We start from the raw sequence: 14,529 nt of genomic DNA on the forward strand, positions 1-14,529 counted from the left end.
TTATTCAAATTGATTTTTAAGGCGTGATATGAGCATTATCATAGATTGTTTATTTTTTAATTAATATACCCATGAGTACACTAATTAAAAATTAAAGCTAGAATTTTGATTTTTAAATTAATTAAAAGAGAACGGTAACGTGCAAATCAACAGTGGTCGCCCTAAAGATTTAGAAAAAAGAGCCAAGATTTTACAGGCTGCAAAATCTATTTTTTTAAAAATGGGCTATCACGCCACCAATATGAATCAGATTGCCAAAGAAGCGGGGGTGACCAAACTCACGGTGTATAACCACTTCCAAGATAAGGGCAATCTATTTATCTGTGCGATTGAAGAAAGCTGTGAAGAATCGATTCGAACCAAACAGATTGAACTGACCGCAGACGCTGATTTTAAACAGGCACTGGTGCTTATGTGTCAGCGTGCATTAAGTATTATTTATCTGCCTGAAGCGCTGAAGCTGGATTGCCTGCTGTTTGAATTGGCAGCAGAACAAAGTCCCTTAACCCAACAGTTTTTTGATGCCTCACATACCCGCATGTGTCATGTCTGGTGTGATTTTTTTGAGCAAGCCATCGCCTTTAAATTTATTCAGGCAGATGCGCCACTAAAGCAAACGGAGCTGATCATCTCGCTGATGTTGGGTATCCGTCATCAACAAGTATTACTGGGTTTAGCCCCTGTGCCCAGCGCAACTGAAATCAATCAGATGATTGAACAGGCCATCGAAATTTTTATGCTTAAATATCAACCAATAATTTAGAGAATATTCACATTTTTTTACGTTCTGCTCTTGGAATGTCTCTCAATCGCGCTATAGTCGAGTGAGAACAACAGGAGAATTAGAATGATTCAGCAAATCACTGCTCCACTACGTGAAGATGTCCGCTTACTGGGCAATTTACTTGGAGAGACCTTAAAGCAACATGCTGGGCAAGATTTGTTTAATCAGATTGAGCAAATTCGCGCATTAGCCAAAGGTGCACGTGACGGCCAGATCGAAGCAGAAAAACAGCTCGAACAATTGTTTCTCGGTTTAAAAGATGAAGAGATTTTGCCGCTGACCCGCGCATTCTCACATTTTCTGAACTTCGCCAATATTGCTGAACAATATCATGTGGTGCGTAGCCGTCGTCAGGCCGAGTTCGATGAGCACGCGCCTAGCCCAAACCCGCTGCCACATTTATTCGAAAAATTCAAAACCCAACAAATCAATGCACAGCAATTATTCCAACAGATCTGTGATTTAAAAATTGAACTGGTACTGACAGCACACCCAACCGAGGTCAGCCGGCGTACCCTGATTCAAAAATATGATGATATTACCGACTGTCTTTCACAGTTAGATCAACAAAAACTGACACCAAGAGAACGCCAACAAACCATCGCGACACTGAAGCAATTGGTCAGCTCAGCATGGCAAACCGATGAGATTCGTCAGCATCGTCCAACTCCTGTCGATGAAGCCAAATGGGGCTTTGCCACCATCGAGCAGTCGCTCTGGAATGCGGTACCGAAATTCGTACGTGAACTGAATGAACTCACGCAGCAGCATTGTGAGCATGCCTTACCTTTGAGCATTGCACCGATCCGTTTTGCTTCATGGATGGGCGGTGACCGCGATGGCAATCCAAATGTCACCCATCAAGTCACCCAAGAAGTGCTGTGGCTATCACGTTGGCAAGCTGCTGATTTGTATTTGCGTGATATTGAAAATCTGCGTTGGGAACTGTCGATTCAAAGTTGTTCTGAAGAACTGACTCAGGCATTGGGCTATGAACACCCTGAACCGTATCGTGAATATCTGCGCGACACCCGTGAACGTTTAAAAGCCACCCGCTATTGGTTGGGACAACGCTTACAAGGGGCTGAAGCCGATGACAGCAATATCATCAAAGATAAAGATGAACTATTAGCCCCTTTACTGCTTTGCTATCGCTCGTTGATTGACAGTAACTTAGCCGAAATCGCCAATGGACAATTGCTGGATTTCATTTATCGGGTCAACTGTTTCGGCATAGAACTGCTCAAGCTGGATATTCGTCAAGAATCGGGCCGTCACCGTCAGGCCATTTCTGCCATTACTGAATATCTGGGTCTTGGCAATTTTGAATCATGGACAGAACAAGCACGTCAAAACTTCCTGATCCAAGAGCTGCAAAGCAAACGTCCATTATTACCGAAGTTCTTCAATGAACCTGAAGGCAGCCTGATTCAGCATCCAGACGTACTGGAAGTATTTGCCACCATGCGTACCTTGGCGGAACAGCCAACCGAGAGCTTGGGTGCCTATATCATTTCGATGGCAGAATATCCAAGTGATGTGCTCGCAGTTTTATTGTTGCAAAAGGAAGCTGGGATTCAACATCCGCTACGCGTCGTGCCTTTATTTGAAACCTTGAAAGATCTGGATGGCGCGGCCAAAACCATGACCACCTTGTTCAATATGCATTGGTATAAACAGCATATTCAAGGCAAACATGAGGTGATGATTGGCTATTCAGATTCTGCCAAAGATGCAGGCTTTATGTCCGCCAACTGGGCGCAATACCGCGCCCAAGAAGAATTGACTGCAATTGCCAAACAACATGGCGTGCAATTGACCTTGTTTCATGGTCGCGGTGGTTCAATCAGTCGTGGTGGTGCGCCAACGCAACAAGCCCTGTTCTCGCAGCCACCAGGCTCAATTTCAGGTGCGATTCGAGTGACTGAACAAGGTGAGATGATTCGCTTCAAATTCGGTCTAGAAGGTATTGCGCTGCAAAATCTGGAAATCTATACCGCTGCAACTTTAGAAGCGACTTTGCTCCCACCACCGGAACCGAAAAAACAATGGCGTGACTTGATGAATCAAATGACTGATTTATCGGTCAAGGTCTATCGTCAAACTGTGCGTGAAAATCCAAACTTTGTCAGCTATCTACGGACAGTTACACCAGAACTGGAACTGCAAATGCTGCCATTGGGTTCACGCCCAGCCAAACGTAAAGTCAGTGGCGGTATTGAATCACTGCGTGCCATTCCATGGGTGTTTGCATGGACCCAAATCCGTTTGATGCTGCCTGCTTGGTTAGGTACAGGTACGGCGATTAATCAGGTGCATGAGCAGCATAAAAACACCTTGAATGAAATGTTGGAACAATGGCCTTATTTCCAAACCCTGATTGATATGTTGGAAATGGTATTGTCTAAATCTGATGCCGATATTGCCCTGTATTATGAATCACATCTGACCCAAGATCAGGACTTAAAGGTGCTTGGCGTGGAGTTACGCCAGCGTCTGCAAAATGCGGTGGATACCCTGCTGAGCTTAAAGGGTGAATCTAAACTGCTCAGCAACAATGAAGTTTTAGATCAATCCATGCAGGTGCGTAAGCCGTATTTATTGCCACTGCATTTATTACAAGCGGAGTTGATGAAACGTCGTCGTTTATATCTGGCTGAACACCAAACCGAACACAGCCCTGTCGATCATGCCTTGATGGTCAGTATTGCGGGGATTGCCGCAGGTCTGCGTAATACAGGTTAAGTCGAACGCCAGCCTCGCCATCGAAAGAAATCATGACTGTTGATGGCGAGACTGGCAAAATATGCCATCTAAATTTTAAAAACAGAAAAAATTCAAAAAATATTTTGAAAATAAAAGAGTTAACTTTTCAAAGCATCAGCACAAAAATAAATAATAAAACCGCTAGCTTATTTTGAAACAAATTTTACCAAAAGGTAAAAATACAAACCCGTAATGCCTGTTCTGGCAATATTCTCAATGGCTTATAGGTGAAAGCTCGTTTTAAGACAGGGTATCATACGCGCTGATATCACATAATGAGTCTAATTTATGTCAAGTTGGTTTCCAAAATGGCAGCCGTATCAGGGGAAGATCGATCATCGCCCTGTTGCGACAAATGAATATTTACCGCCCTTACAAAGTGCGGTGCTCGGGGTTCAACACGCATTTGCAATGTTTGGTGCAACGGTTCTTGCACCCTTATTAATGGGTTTTAGCCCAAACCTTGCCATCTTAATGTCAGGGATTTGTACCATTATTTTCTTCCTGATCACTGGTGGACGCGTACCAAGCTATTTAGGTTCAAGTTTTGCCTTTATCGGTGTAGTTGCGGCGGCAACAGGACATATCACGGGCTCTGGGGCCAATCCTAACCTTTCGGTTGCACTTGGCGGGATCGTCGCCTGTGGTATTTTTTATGCCTTGATCGGTTTTGCGGTGATGCTGACAGGTACACGCTGGATTGAAAAACTGATGCCACCCGTCGTCACTGGCGCGATCGTGATGATCATTGGTCTCAACCTTGCACCTGTCACCATTAAAGGGGTTGCCGGTCAACCGTTTGAGATGTGGATGGCACTCATCACGGTATTGAGTATGGGCATCATTGCAGTCTTTACCAAAGGGCTATTACAGCGTTTATTGTTACTCGTTGGCTTACTGATTGCCTATGCGCTTTATGCCATTGCAACCAATGTTTTAGGCTATGGCAAACCGATTGATTTCTCCCAAATCGCAGCAGCGCCATGGTTTGGTATTCCAAGCTTTTCACATCCAACTTTTGATTTAAATGCAATCCTAATTATTGCCCCTGTGGCTCTGATTTTAGTGGCAGAGAATCTGGGACATATCAAAGCTGTGGGTGCAATGACTGGCGAAAACCTGACTCCGCAATTGGGCAAAGCTTTTGTTGCCGATGGTTTGGCCACAACCTTATCGGGCAGTGTCGGTGCACCAGGGATGACCACTTATGGGGAAAACATTGGTGTAATGGCAGTGACCCGTGTCTATTCGACAATTGTATTCGTGATCGCTGGTGTGTTTGCTATTTTCTTGGGGCTTTCGCCTAAGTTTGGCGCAGTCATCAGTACCATTCCAACCGCAGTTCTGACAGGTGCTTCGATTGTGGTGTTTGGCTTGATTACCATTGCCGGTGCGAAAATCTGGATCGAAAACAAAGTCGATTTCTCAAACAATAAAAATCTGATCATTGCCTCTGTCACCATTATTTTAGGTGCAGGTAACTTTGAATTGTTATTTGGTAGCTTTAATTTAGGTGGTATTGGAACCGCAACTTTTGCTGCGATTTTCCTGAACCTGTTATTCAGTTTAAAAGATAAAAACTAAAACCTTGAAGGCAGCGCAAGCTGCCTTTTTTTTATTTTGAGAAAGATGCCACTCCTAGATAATGCCACCATTGGCTCTAATCACTTGTGCATTGATCCAGTTACTGGCATCACTCACGGCAAAATCAAGCACCGCAGCAATATCTTCCACTGTACCTAAACGCTCTAAAGGAGCTGCTTTGGCCAACTGTGCAATCAATGCTTCGCTCTTGCCCTCAAAAAATAGCTCCGTCGCTGTTGGCCCAGGTGCAATTGCATTAACCGTAATATTTTTGCCTCTTAATTCTTTGGCAAGGATAGCGGTCAAAGCTTCGATGGCTGCTTTAGATGCGGTATAAATACCATACCCTTCCAGTTTCATACCAATCACGCTACTGGACAGATTGATAATTTTTCCACCTTGCTCAAGTCGTTTCGCCGCCTCTCGCATGCTATATAAGCTGCCTTTTAAATTAATCGCTAAAACCTTTTCAATGGTTTCATCATCTAAAGCTTCAATTTTTTGCAAGCACATGATGCCCGCATTATTAATCAGAATATCCACTCGCCCGTAGTGTTGAATGACATATTCAAATAGCTGCTCAACCTGATGCGACTGGCTGATATCTGCTTTAAATGCGCTTGCTGTCCCACCCGCAGCTGTAATTTTTTCGACCAGCTGATTTGCTTCTAAATCATTGCGCGCATAATTAATCACGATTTGATGGCCTTGCTGTGCCAATAAGGTCGCGGTAAAAGCACCTATACCTCGGGATGCGCCTGTAATCAAAATCACTTTTTTATCATTTGCTGGCGTATTCATTTTTAACCTCGTCCAACTCAACTTATCACGGAATACGATCTATGATACTGTTCAGTGAGAACAAGATAATCCATCAAATTTCGGCTTCTTTATACGGATAGGCCGAACAAAAGAATCAAGCCTATGGACAAGTTAAATGCAATGTCGGCATTCGTACATGTGGTTGAGCAGCGAAGTTTTACCAAAGCAGCACAGATCCTGAACTTACCGCGCTCGACCCTGACAGATGCGATTAAACAGTTGGAAATGCAGTTGAATACCCGCCTACTATTTCGGACCACACGACAAGTGAATCCGACCGATGAAGGCCATCTGTACTATCAACGCTGTAAATATATTCTGGCTTATATTGATGAATCAGATCATGATTTTTTACATGCCAAACCGCAAGGTCCCTTAAAGGTCGAAGTTCACGGTATCTTTGCTGCGCATTTTATTCTGCCCAAACTACATCAGTTTCTCAGCGAATATCCACAAATTCAATTACAACTAACTGAAAGTGATCGCTATGTTGATCTGATTAAAGAAGGCATCGACTGTGTGATTCGGATTGGTCATTTAAATAATAGTGAACTGGTGGTCAGACCTTTGGGGCTGATCCCGCAAGTCACTCTCGCGAGTCCTGAATACCTCAAAAACTATGGTACTCCGAATACACTAAGTGATTTAAAACAGCATTTTATGGTGGGCTTCCACTCCACAGCACGACAAAAAACGCTTCCCTTAGCGTTTTTGATTCACGATAAAGTTGAGTTTTATGACCTCACCTCCTTGATTCAAGTCAATGGGGCACAGACCTACTCTGCTGCGGCAGAACAAGGCTTTGGTATTATTCAGGTGCCACGTTATGGTCATTTAAAGCAAATCGAAAATGGTCAGCTGTGCCCTGTGTTAACCCAATACACTGTTCCTTCTTTACCCGTTTCTTTGCTTTACCCCTCAAAAACACGGGTTTCACCTCGACAACGGGTATTTATTGAATGGATGGTACAGTTGTTTAAAGATCATCCTTTGGATCAGGCTTAAACGCTTCGCCCCTCACCAAAAACAGTTTTTGCTGCACTTAAGTCCACTATCTTTATTTAAGTGATGTTTAGTATGATGATTTTTTGCATTTCAATGCGTTGACATCATGCGTTTTGATTTTTTTGATTTACAGCTATTTCTGCATATCGTCACTACAGGCAGTCTGACCAAAGGGGCGGAACGTTCTGCAATTTCCTTGCAAGCAGCCAGTGAACGCATCAAAAAACTTGAACAATATTTCGATACGCCTTTATTCATTCGACACACCACGGGTGTTGAGCTCACCAGTGCAGGCCATGCCTTAGCCGAACATGCACGACGTTTGCTCCGACAAAAAGACCAACTTGAACAAGAGATGCAACGCTTTCGGCAGCAACAACCCGAATCCATAACCCTGTGGTGCAACTCCTCTGCACAAAGTGAATATCTGCCACCGCTGTTACCGCAATATCTGATGCGCCATCCTGACATCAATATCGATCTGCATGAAGCTGAAAGTTCAGAGATTATTGCGGCGCTCGGCAAAGGCATGGCCAAACTCGGCTTGGTTTCCAGTTTCTTTGATATTCGCCCATTGCAGACCCAAGAATTTGCCAGTGATCCCTTGGTGCTGATTTGCCCAGCCTCACATGCTCTCGCCCAACACAAACAATTGAATTTGGTCGAGGCCCTAAACTATGGTTTTATTGGATTGATGCCGCATCATTCTTTGCAGCAATCCATCGAAACCCAAGCCAAGTTGCTCGGTTTTAATATCCAATACCGTTTGCGTTTGCCTAATTTCGCTGCGATTGCTGAAGTAGTGGCAAAAGGCGTCGGCATCGCGATTATGCCTGCCCGTGCTGCACAGCGTTTAGAACCCGACTATGATTTCCACACCGTACAACTCATGGGTGCATGGGCCAATCGGAAACTGCTGTTGGCAACGCAGGATTTCAGCCAATTGCCCGAAACTTATCAACAGTTTGCAGATTTTTTATTGCAACATCGTCCTTAGTTCAGCCCCCAATTAATGCGATAGCATATACGCACCTAATGCGACCAAGCCCATAAAAAATAGGCGGCGGAAGCGTTGCTCATTCAATTGATAGCGGATTTTTTTACCCAACCACATACCTATTAAAGCCGCGATCAAAGCCACGATGGATAGGCGATAATCCAGAGTGATGCCTGCCATCGGGTTATGCTGTAAAAATACGGCGAGGCAAATGGTGGACACGGTAAAGGTCAAGCCCAAAGCCTGAACCAGCTCATCCCGTTTTAAATGCAAAGACTGTAAATAAGGCACTACGGGAATAATCACCACACCTGTTGCTACGGTCACCGCCCCACCGATATAACCGACCACAGGTGAGAGCCAGCGCTCATATTTGCCCAAGTGAGGCAGATTCTTAACGCATAAACCATAAAGCCCGTACAGTATCAGCATCGTACCCAATAGAATTTCACTGCTTTGGCCATGACTTTGGCTTAAAGTGGGTAAAAAACTCCAGACCGATCCAACCACAATCCCAAGCAACAAAGACCAAAAGCGGCATACAAAAGTCCAGACCCGCCCCTCAGCAAACAGCTGCCAGATATTGGTGATCATGGACGGAACGATCAGCAGGGATGCAGCCTGAAATGGACTCATGGCAATCGTCAGTAGTCCCATGGAGACCGCAGGTAAACCTAAGCCGATCATGCCTTTAATCATGCCCGCAAAGATAAATACCATTACAATAATTGCTAAAAAAGTCACATCCGAATCTCCGATCTTGCATCGGAGTTATGCTACGAAAAAAAGCCAAGTTTGCCCTATTCTTATTTTTGGGAGTAGGCCTCAGGCAGAGCTTGAGGCGATTCTATATTTATCTTCCAACACATTGCTGATAATGCTTTCAATCATCCAGACCCGATACAGGCTGTTAAACACATAACTTTGCCCGTCAATACGCAATTCTAACACTGGAAAATCAGGCTGATGCTTTTGCTGACACAGTTCATCGTTCTGCTGCAATAAAGCTTCGACATCCTGTTCAGTGATGTGCTCGATCTCTAAACGCTTTTGCATGCGCTGAAAATGGGCTTTAAATGATAGGTCTTTACCCCGTGTCCACACCCCTTCAAAAATCTGGTGGATACAATCGACTTGCTGTTCTTCAGGCACACTATAAAACAGTCGTGCCATCTCATACGTCGCTTCCTTGGTCGGACGGCAGAACGGCGTAAATGCCACTTGTGTTCGCTTGGAAACACGTGTTGCCAAACTCCAATCAAACCAATCCCGCCCGTGATAACTCAGCGGATAGACTTTCAACTGAATATTATAATAATTGGCCAGTTCTTCTTTGATATAGGCCAATAATAACCAGCTCATGGGATCTTCAAGCGCGATATATAAATCTAGCTCGGGATGCATGGCCTGCACTTCATTGAGCGCCTCACCATCATTAATCAAATGCTCGCGCCATTCGATATGATTAATCAGGAAAATTGGATTTCCCGTCAGCAATTTTTGCTGTTTTAGACGACGAGTCAAACGCAATAAATCATCGACCGCTTGATATTTCCGTTCACCAAATTCGAAATAGCTGGCGGCAACGGGCACATCTTTAAAAATGCGTTCAGGATAATCTTGAGGGCTTTGGTGCCGACTGGCCATGGCATACAGGGTACGTAATTTGCCGTATTGTTGTTGCCACAGCATATGGAACACATCTTCCAGTAAATGTAAGAAGTTCTGTTCACGTAAGGGGGTGTTTCGAAGAATGGTTTCAGCTTGTTGTAATGCTTCTGCGCTGGGAATTTCTGGGGTGTCATCAAAGCCAAAACGATGTTGCTTGGCAAGAATCTTGGCATCATTTAAACAGTAACTGAGCCATTCCTGCGTGGACATGCCATTCGGAGGCTCTGCGTCCTGCCTCGAAATAATTACTTTTAGAGGTTTCAACTCATCACTCAAGATTTCATTGAGCTGATCCAGTTGTTGTACCGCAAGATAGCTATAAACATCGTCTAGACGCAGGTAAATGCTTAAACCCTGTTCCGTGGGTAACACCGCCTGACGTGAAGGTTTCTGATAGAACCAACTCGATCGGAGGGGATCAAACCAACGACGTAACAAAGACATGTCGATAGCCTCTAATGGTCATAAAGTGAAATATGAATCGATATACTCAAACTTGGGTTGGAACAAGTGAGTCAATAAGTCTGTTCAGTATCTTATAAAATAACAAAAAAGTCCCCCTTAATTGAAAGAGGGACTGAAAGGGATTACAAAACTCGTACTGCGCCTTTGGCTGCGCTGGTCGAATGTATTGCGTAAATCTTCAATGACTTAGACACTTTACGTTTACGTTCTTCTGCTGGATGCCAACCTTTGGCTTCTTGAACGGTACGGCGATGCGCCATGGTTGCATCGTCGATATCAAGATGAATGGTACGATTCGGAATATCGATTTGAATGGTATCACCATCTTCAACCAGACCAATGGCACCACCTTCAGCTGCTTCAGGAGACACGTGACCAATCGACAAACCAGATGATCCGCCCGAGAAGCGACCATCGGTAATCAAGGCACAGTCCTTACCTAAGCCTTTCGACTTCAAGTAACTGGTTGGGTACAACATTTCCTGCATCCCTGGTCCACCACGTGGGCCTTCGTAGCGAATCACCACAATGTCACCCGCTACGATTTTATGATCCAGAATCGCTTCAACCGCTGCGTCTTGGCTTTCAAAAACACGTGCTGTACCAGTGAATTTAAGAATCGACTCATCCACACCCGCAGTTTTGACGATACAGCCATCTAGAGCGATGTTGCCGTAAAGGACGGCCAAACCACCATCTTTAGAGAAAGCATGTTCAGCATTACGAATCACGCCTTTTTCACGGTCACCATCCAAAGTTGAATAATAACGGTTTTGCGAGAATGCCACTTGGGTTGGAATACCACCTGGAGATGAACGATAGAACTCATACACGTCCGCATCTTCAGTACGGATAATATCCCACTTGTCCAATGCATCTTTTAGGGTTGGTTCATGCACGGTTGGGCATGAGGTATTCAGTAAATTCGCACGATCTAGCTCGCCTAAGATCGCCATGATGCCACCCGCACGGTGCACATCTTCCATATGCACGTCTTGTTTTGCTGGGGCAACTTTTGACAATACCGGTACTTGACGAGACAGGCGGTCGATATCATCCATCGTGAAATCAACTTCAGCTTCATGTGCGGCAGCAAGTAAATGCAATACGGTATTGGTTGAACCACCCATCGCGATATCAAGCGTCATGGCATTTTCAAATGCGGCTTTGGTTGCAATTGAACGTGGCAAAATGCTGTCATCATTCTGTTCATAATAACGTTTCGCCAGTTCAACCACTAAACGACCTGCTCTTAAGAACAGTTTTTCACGGTTGGCATGGGTCGCCACGATCGAACCATTGCCTGGTAAAGATAAACCTAAAGCTTCAGTTAAGCAGTTCATTGAGTTGGCCGTGAACATCCCTGAACATGAACCACACGTCGGACATGCTGAGCGTTCAAACGCAGCAACTTCTTCATCGGTGTAGCTTTCGTCTGCTGCAACCACCATGGCATCAACCAAGTCAATCGCCTTTTCATCACCACGGAATTTGACTTTACCCGCTTCCATTGGACCACCAGACACGAATACCACTGGGATATTCAAGCGCATCGCAGCCATTAGCATTCCCGGTGTGATCTTGTCACAGTTCGAGATACAGACCATGGCATCGGCACAATGGGCATTGACCATGTATTCCACAGAATCGGCAATCAAATCACGTGATGGCAGTGAATACAGCATCCCGTCATGGCCCATGGCAATGCCGTCATCGACAGCAATGGTATTAAATTCTTTTGCCACACCACCAGAAGCTTCAATTTCTCTCGCAACAAGTTGACCTAAATCTTTAAGATGCACGTGACCGGGAACAAACTGGGTAAATGAGTTGACCACCGCAATAATTGGCTTGCCAAAATCTTCATCTTTCATACCGGTTGCACGCCATAAACCGCGCGCGCCCGCCATATTTCTTCCATGTGTTGATGTTTTCGAACGATAATCAGGCATTTTGTATTCCCAACAAGTGTGTGCTCGAGAAAAATAAGACTTTCTCTCTGGCGAAATGATACTGAGCTCTTTGCATCATACTACAAGTTATCGTTTAACAGATGACCAACAGGCCTATCTTTTTTGCACAAAAGCAATTCAGTCCGTGAATTAGGGACTCGCCGCGTTTTCGCTTATAATTTGAGATAAGTTTTATTTGGATTCCATTTGTGAAAATCATTTTTGCTGGTACGCCTGAATTTGCGGCAACCGCATTGGCGGCATTATTAAAAACATCCCACCAGATCATTGCGGTTTATACCCAACCTGACCGTAAATCAGGACGTGGGCAAAAATTAACGCCATCGCCTGTTAAACAATTGGCACTTGAACACGGTTTACCCGTTTATCAACCTTTGAATTTTAAAGCGTCTACGGAAGAAGGTTTGGCCGCTCGACAAGAGCTTGCTGCACTAGGCGCAGATGTGATGGTGGTTGCAGCCTATGGCTTGATTTTACCGCAAGCGGTTTTGGATACACCGAAATACGGTTGTTTAAATATTCATGGTTCACTGTTACCACGCTGGCGTGGTGCTGCCCCGATTCAACGTGCCATTGCCACAGGGGATGCTGAAACGGGCATTACCATCATGCAAATGGCGGCTGGTTTAGATACTGGCGATATGATGTATAAAACCTATTGCCCAATTACTGCGGAAGATACCACGGCCAGCTTGCATGACAAATTGGCGGTTCAAGGCGCAGAAGCGATTTGTACTGTGCTTGAATCCGAACAAAGCTTGCAGGATTTTATTGAAAAACGTGAAGTACAAGATGAAGCACTGACCGTTTATGCGCACAAATTAGTGAAAGCCGAAGCGCGTATCGATTGGACTGTAAATGCAGTTCAAATCGACCGTAATATTCGTGCCTTTAACCCTTGGCCAGTCGCGTTTATTCAGCTCGATGAAAACAATGCCTTACGTGTTTGGGGTTCTACACTTTCACAACTGAGCAAAACCGATGCACAAGCTGGTGAAATCCTTGCCATTGATAAACAAGGCGTGCATGTTGCTTGTGGCGAAAATACTGCAGTGTGCTTAACCAGCTTACAATGGCCAGGTGCTAAAGCCCTCAATCCAGTACAAATTGCTCAAACTCAAAAATTGCATATTGGACAAATTCTCCCATGAGCCAATCGAATCAATCATCTACAAAAAATTTGAATCTGCGTGCGCAAGTGGTCAAAACACTTTTGGCGGTTCAAAATGGGCAATCTTTGTCTTCCGTTTTAAATCAACATATCAATATCGTTTCTGAACGTGACCGTGGTTTATACCACGAGCTTACGTTAGGTTGTTTGCGCCAATGGTATTCGTTAAAAGCCATTACCTTACCCTTGCTCACAAAACCATTAGACAATGAAGCCCTAGAAAGTTGTTTATATCTGGGTTTATATCAAATTTTATGTACGCGTATTCCAGTGCATGCTGCGATTTCAGAAACTGTAAATGCGGCTAAGCAACTCGGTTTCGAGCCAATGAGTGGTTTGGTCAATGCGATTCTGCGCCGTGTTTCACGTGAAACAGATGAATTTCAAACCGCATTGAATCATACCCATGGTTTACCAAGTTGGTTATTCAAACGACTCAAAAAAGATTGGCCTGAGCAAGTAGAGCCGCTATGCCAAGCCTTAAAACAAGTCGCGCCATTGACCCTGCGCATCAACGAACGCCAAGTCAGTCGTAACGAATATTTAGAGATTTTGGACGAAGAACAGATTGATGCTCGTCCTTGCACACTTTCAGATGTGGGTATTGTTCTGGAACAAACGGGCAATATTACCCATTTACCCGGTTTTGAAGCAGGCGGTTTTTCTGTTCAGGATGAGCATGCACAATTGTGCGCCACGCTTTTACCGAACTTAGATAATAAAGTTGTTGTCGATGCTTGTGCTGCACCGGGTGGTAAAGCCGCACATATCCTTGAGCGCTTTCATCCTAAAAAATTGATTGCACTTGATCATGATGCCAAACGTTTACTGCGTGTTTCTGAAAATTTAGAACGTCTTGCCCTAGATCAGGACAATGTTGAGATTATTACAGCTGATGCCACCACGTGGCAGGCACCAGAGCCCGTCGATTGTATCGTGCTGGATGCGCCTTGTTCTGCAACAGGTGTGATTCGTCGCCACCCCGATATTCGTCTGCTTAGACAGTCGACCGATATCGCGCAAACGGTTACGTTACAACAGCAGATTTTGCAGCAGATGTGGCAACAGCTTAAAGTGGGCGGCACTTTACTGTATATCACCTGCTCGATTCTAAAAGCTGAAAATGAGCAGCAAATGGCTGCATTCTTTGCAGCACATACGGATGCAGAAGAAATCAAAATCGAAGCCAATTGGGGCGTTGAACAGACCCATGGTCGTCAGCTGTTCCCTTCTGCCCACGCTGGTGATGGTTTCTATTATTGCCTGATTAAAAAATTGGGATAAATCAAAA

The 14,529-nt window shown here is 44.6% G+C and carries 11 protein-coding genes; 7 read left to right on the forward strand and 4 right to left on the reverse strand.

Features of this window, described 5'->3' with window-relative positions:
* The first annotated feature begins 139 nt into the window (after positions 1–139).
* The 3 genes from NDN13_RS14210 to NDN13_RS14220 all read left to right on the forward strand — a co-directional run bounded on the left by NDN13_RS14210 (position 140) and on the right by NDN13_RS14220 (position 5,134).
* On the forward strand, positions 140–763 hold the full coding sequence (locus tag NDN13_RS14210) for a TetR/AcrR family transcriptional regulator (RefSeq protein ID WP_251115921.1): 624 nt from the start codon (positions 140–142) through the stop codon (positions 761–763).
* An 84-nt stretch (positions 764–847) separates the two neighbouring features.
* Positions 848–3,529, forward strand: a complete 2,682-nt coding sequence (gene ppc, locus NDN13_RS14215; RefSeq protein ID WP_251115922.1) for a phosphoenolpyruvate carboxylase — start codon at positions 848–850, stop codon at positions 3,527–3,529.
* A gap of 309 nt (positions 3,530–3,838) precedes the next feature.
* Positions 3,839–5,134, forward strand: a complete 1,296-nt coding sequence (locus NDN13_RS14220) for a solute carrier family 23 protein (protein ID WP_004803411.1) — start codon at positions 3,839–3,841, stop codon at positions 5,132–5,134.
* A gap of 54 nt (positions 5,135–5,188) precedes the next feature.
* On the opposite strand, the gene NDN13_RS14225 is transcribed toward NDN13_RS14220, so the two are convergent.
* The gene (locus tag NDN13_RS14225) at positions 5,189–5,935 is read right to left on the reverse strand and encodes an SDR family oxidoreductase (protein ID WP_251115923.1); all 747 of its coding nucleotides are present in this window, start codon (positions 5,933–5,935) and stop codon (positions 5,189–5,191) included.
* Positions 5,936–6,058: 123 nt separating this feature from the next.
* Here NDN13_RS14225 and NDN13_RS14230 point away from each other — a divergent pair, with 123 nt between their 5' ends.
* Positions 6,059–6,961 (forward strand): LysR family transcriptional regulator, encoded by a 903-nt coding sequence (locus NDN13_RS14230; protein WP_251115924.1) that lies wholly within the window; start codon positions 6,059–6,061, stop codon positions 6,959–6,961.
* Between the two features lie 106 nt (positions 6,962–7,067).
* Complete coding sequence (locus NDN13_RS14235; RefSeq protein WP_101236156.1) at positions 7,068–7,958, forward strand: LysR family transcriptional regulator; 891 nt, start codon at positions 7,068–7,070, stop codon at positions 7,956–7,958.
* Positions 7,959–7,970: 12 nt separating this feature from the next.
* Here NDN13_RS14235 and NDN13_RS14240 read toward each other — a convergent pair whose 3' ends face one another.
* The 3 genes from NDN13_RS14240 to ilvD all read right to left on the reverse strand — a co-directional run bounded on the left by NDN13_RS14240 (position 7,971) and on the right by ilvD (position 12,046).
* Positions 7,971–8,702 carry a sulfite exporter TauE/SafE family protein gene (locus NDN13_RS14240; RefSeq protein WP_251115925.1) on the reverse strand — a complete coding sequence of 244 codons (732 nt, stop codon included), beginning with the start codon at positions 8,700–8,702 and terminating at the stop codon, positions 7,971–7,973.
* 81 nt (positions 8,703–8,783) lie between these two features.
* Entirely contained in the window at positions 8,784–10,073 is a 1,290-nt protein-coding gene (locus tag NDN13_RS14245) for a hypothetical protein (RefSeq protein ID WP_251115926.1), read from the reverse strand.
* Positions 10,074–10,216: 143 nt separating this feature from the next.
* The gene (gene ilvD, locus NDN13_RS14250) at positions 10,217–12,046 is read right to left on the reverse strand and encodes a dihydroxy-acid dehydratase (RefSeq protein WP_251115927.1); all 1,830 of its coding nucleotides are present in this window, start codon (positions 12,044–12,046) and stop codon (positions 10,217–10,219) included.
* 209 nt (positions 12,047–12,255) lie between these two features.
* Between ilvD and fmt the strand changes: the two genes are divergently transcribed.
* Both fmt and rsmB read left to right on the forward strand, forming a co-directional pair.
* The gene (fmt, locus tag NDN13_RS14255) at positions 12,256–13,218 is read left to right on the forward strand and encodes a methionyl-tRNA formyltransferase (protein WP_101236159.1); all 963 of its coding nucleotides are present in this window, start codon (positions 12,256–12,258) and stop codon (positions 13,216–13,218) included.
* The gene (gene rsmB / locus NDN13_RS14260; protein WP_251115928.1) at positions 13,215–14,522 is read left to right on the forward strand and encodes a 16S rRNA (cytosine(967)-C(5))-methyltransferase RsmB; all 1,308 of its coding nucleotides are present in this window, start codon (positions 13,215–13,217) and stop codon (positions 14,520–14,522) included. Before fmt ends, rsmB begins: the two co-directional genes overlap by 4 nt.
* The last annotated feature ends 7 nt before the right edge of the window (positions 14,523–14,529 follow it).

The organism is Acinetobacter sp. C32I, assembly GCF_023702715.1.
GTDB lineage: Bacteria > Pseudomonadota > Gammaproteobacteria > Pseudomonadales > Moraxellaceae > Acinetobacter.

Coding starts and splice junctions, on each gene's coding strand:
- ppc (WP_251115922.1), top strand. CDS start 848: ATGATTCAGCAAATCACTGCTCCACTACGTGAAGATGTCCGCTTACTG.
- NDN13_RS14220 (WP_004803411.1), top strand. CDS start 3,839: ATGTCAAGTTGGTTTCCAAAATGGCAGCCGTATCAGGGGAAGATCGAT.
- NDN13_RS14225 (WP_251115923.1), bottom strand. CDS start 5,935: ATGAATACGCCAGCAAATGATAAAAAAGTGATTTTGATTACAGGCGCA.
- NDN13_RS14230 (WP_251115924.1), top strand. CDS start 6,059: ATGGACAAGTTAAATGCAATGTCGGCATTCGTACATGTGGTTGAGCAG.
- NDN13_RS14235 (WP_101236156.1), top strand. CDS start 7,068: ATGCGTTTTGATTTTTTTGATTTACAGCTATTTCTGCATATCGTCACT.
- NDN13_RS14245 (WP_251115926.1), bottom strand. CDS start 10,073: ATGTCTTTGTTACGTCGTTGGTTTGATCCCCTCCGATCGAGTTGGTTC.
- ilvD (WP_251115927.1), bottom strand. CDS start 12,046: ATGCCTGATTATCGTTCGAAAACATCAACACATGGAAGAAATATGGCG.
- rsmB (WP_251115928.1), top strand. CDS start 13,215: ATGAGCCAATCGAATCAATCATCTACAAAAAATTTGAATCTGCGTGCG.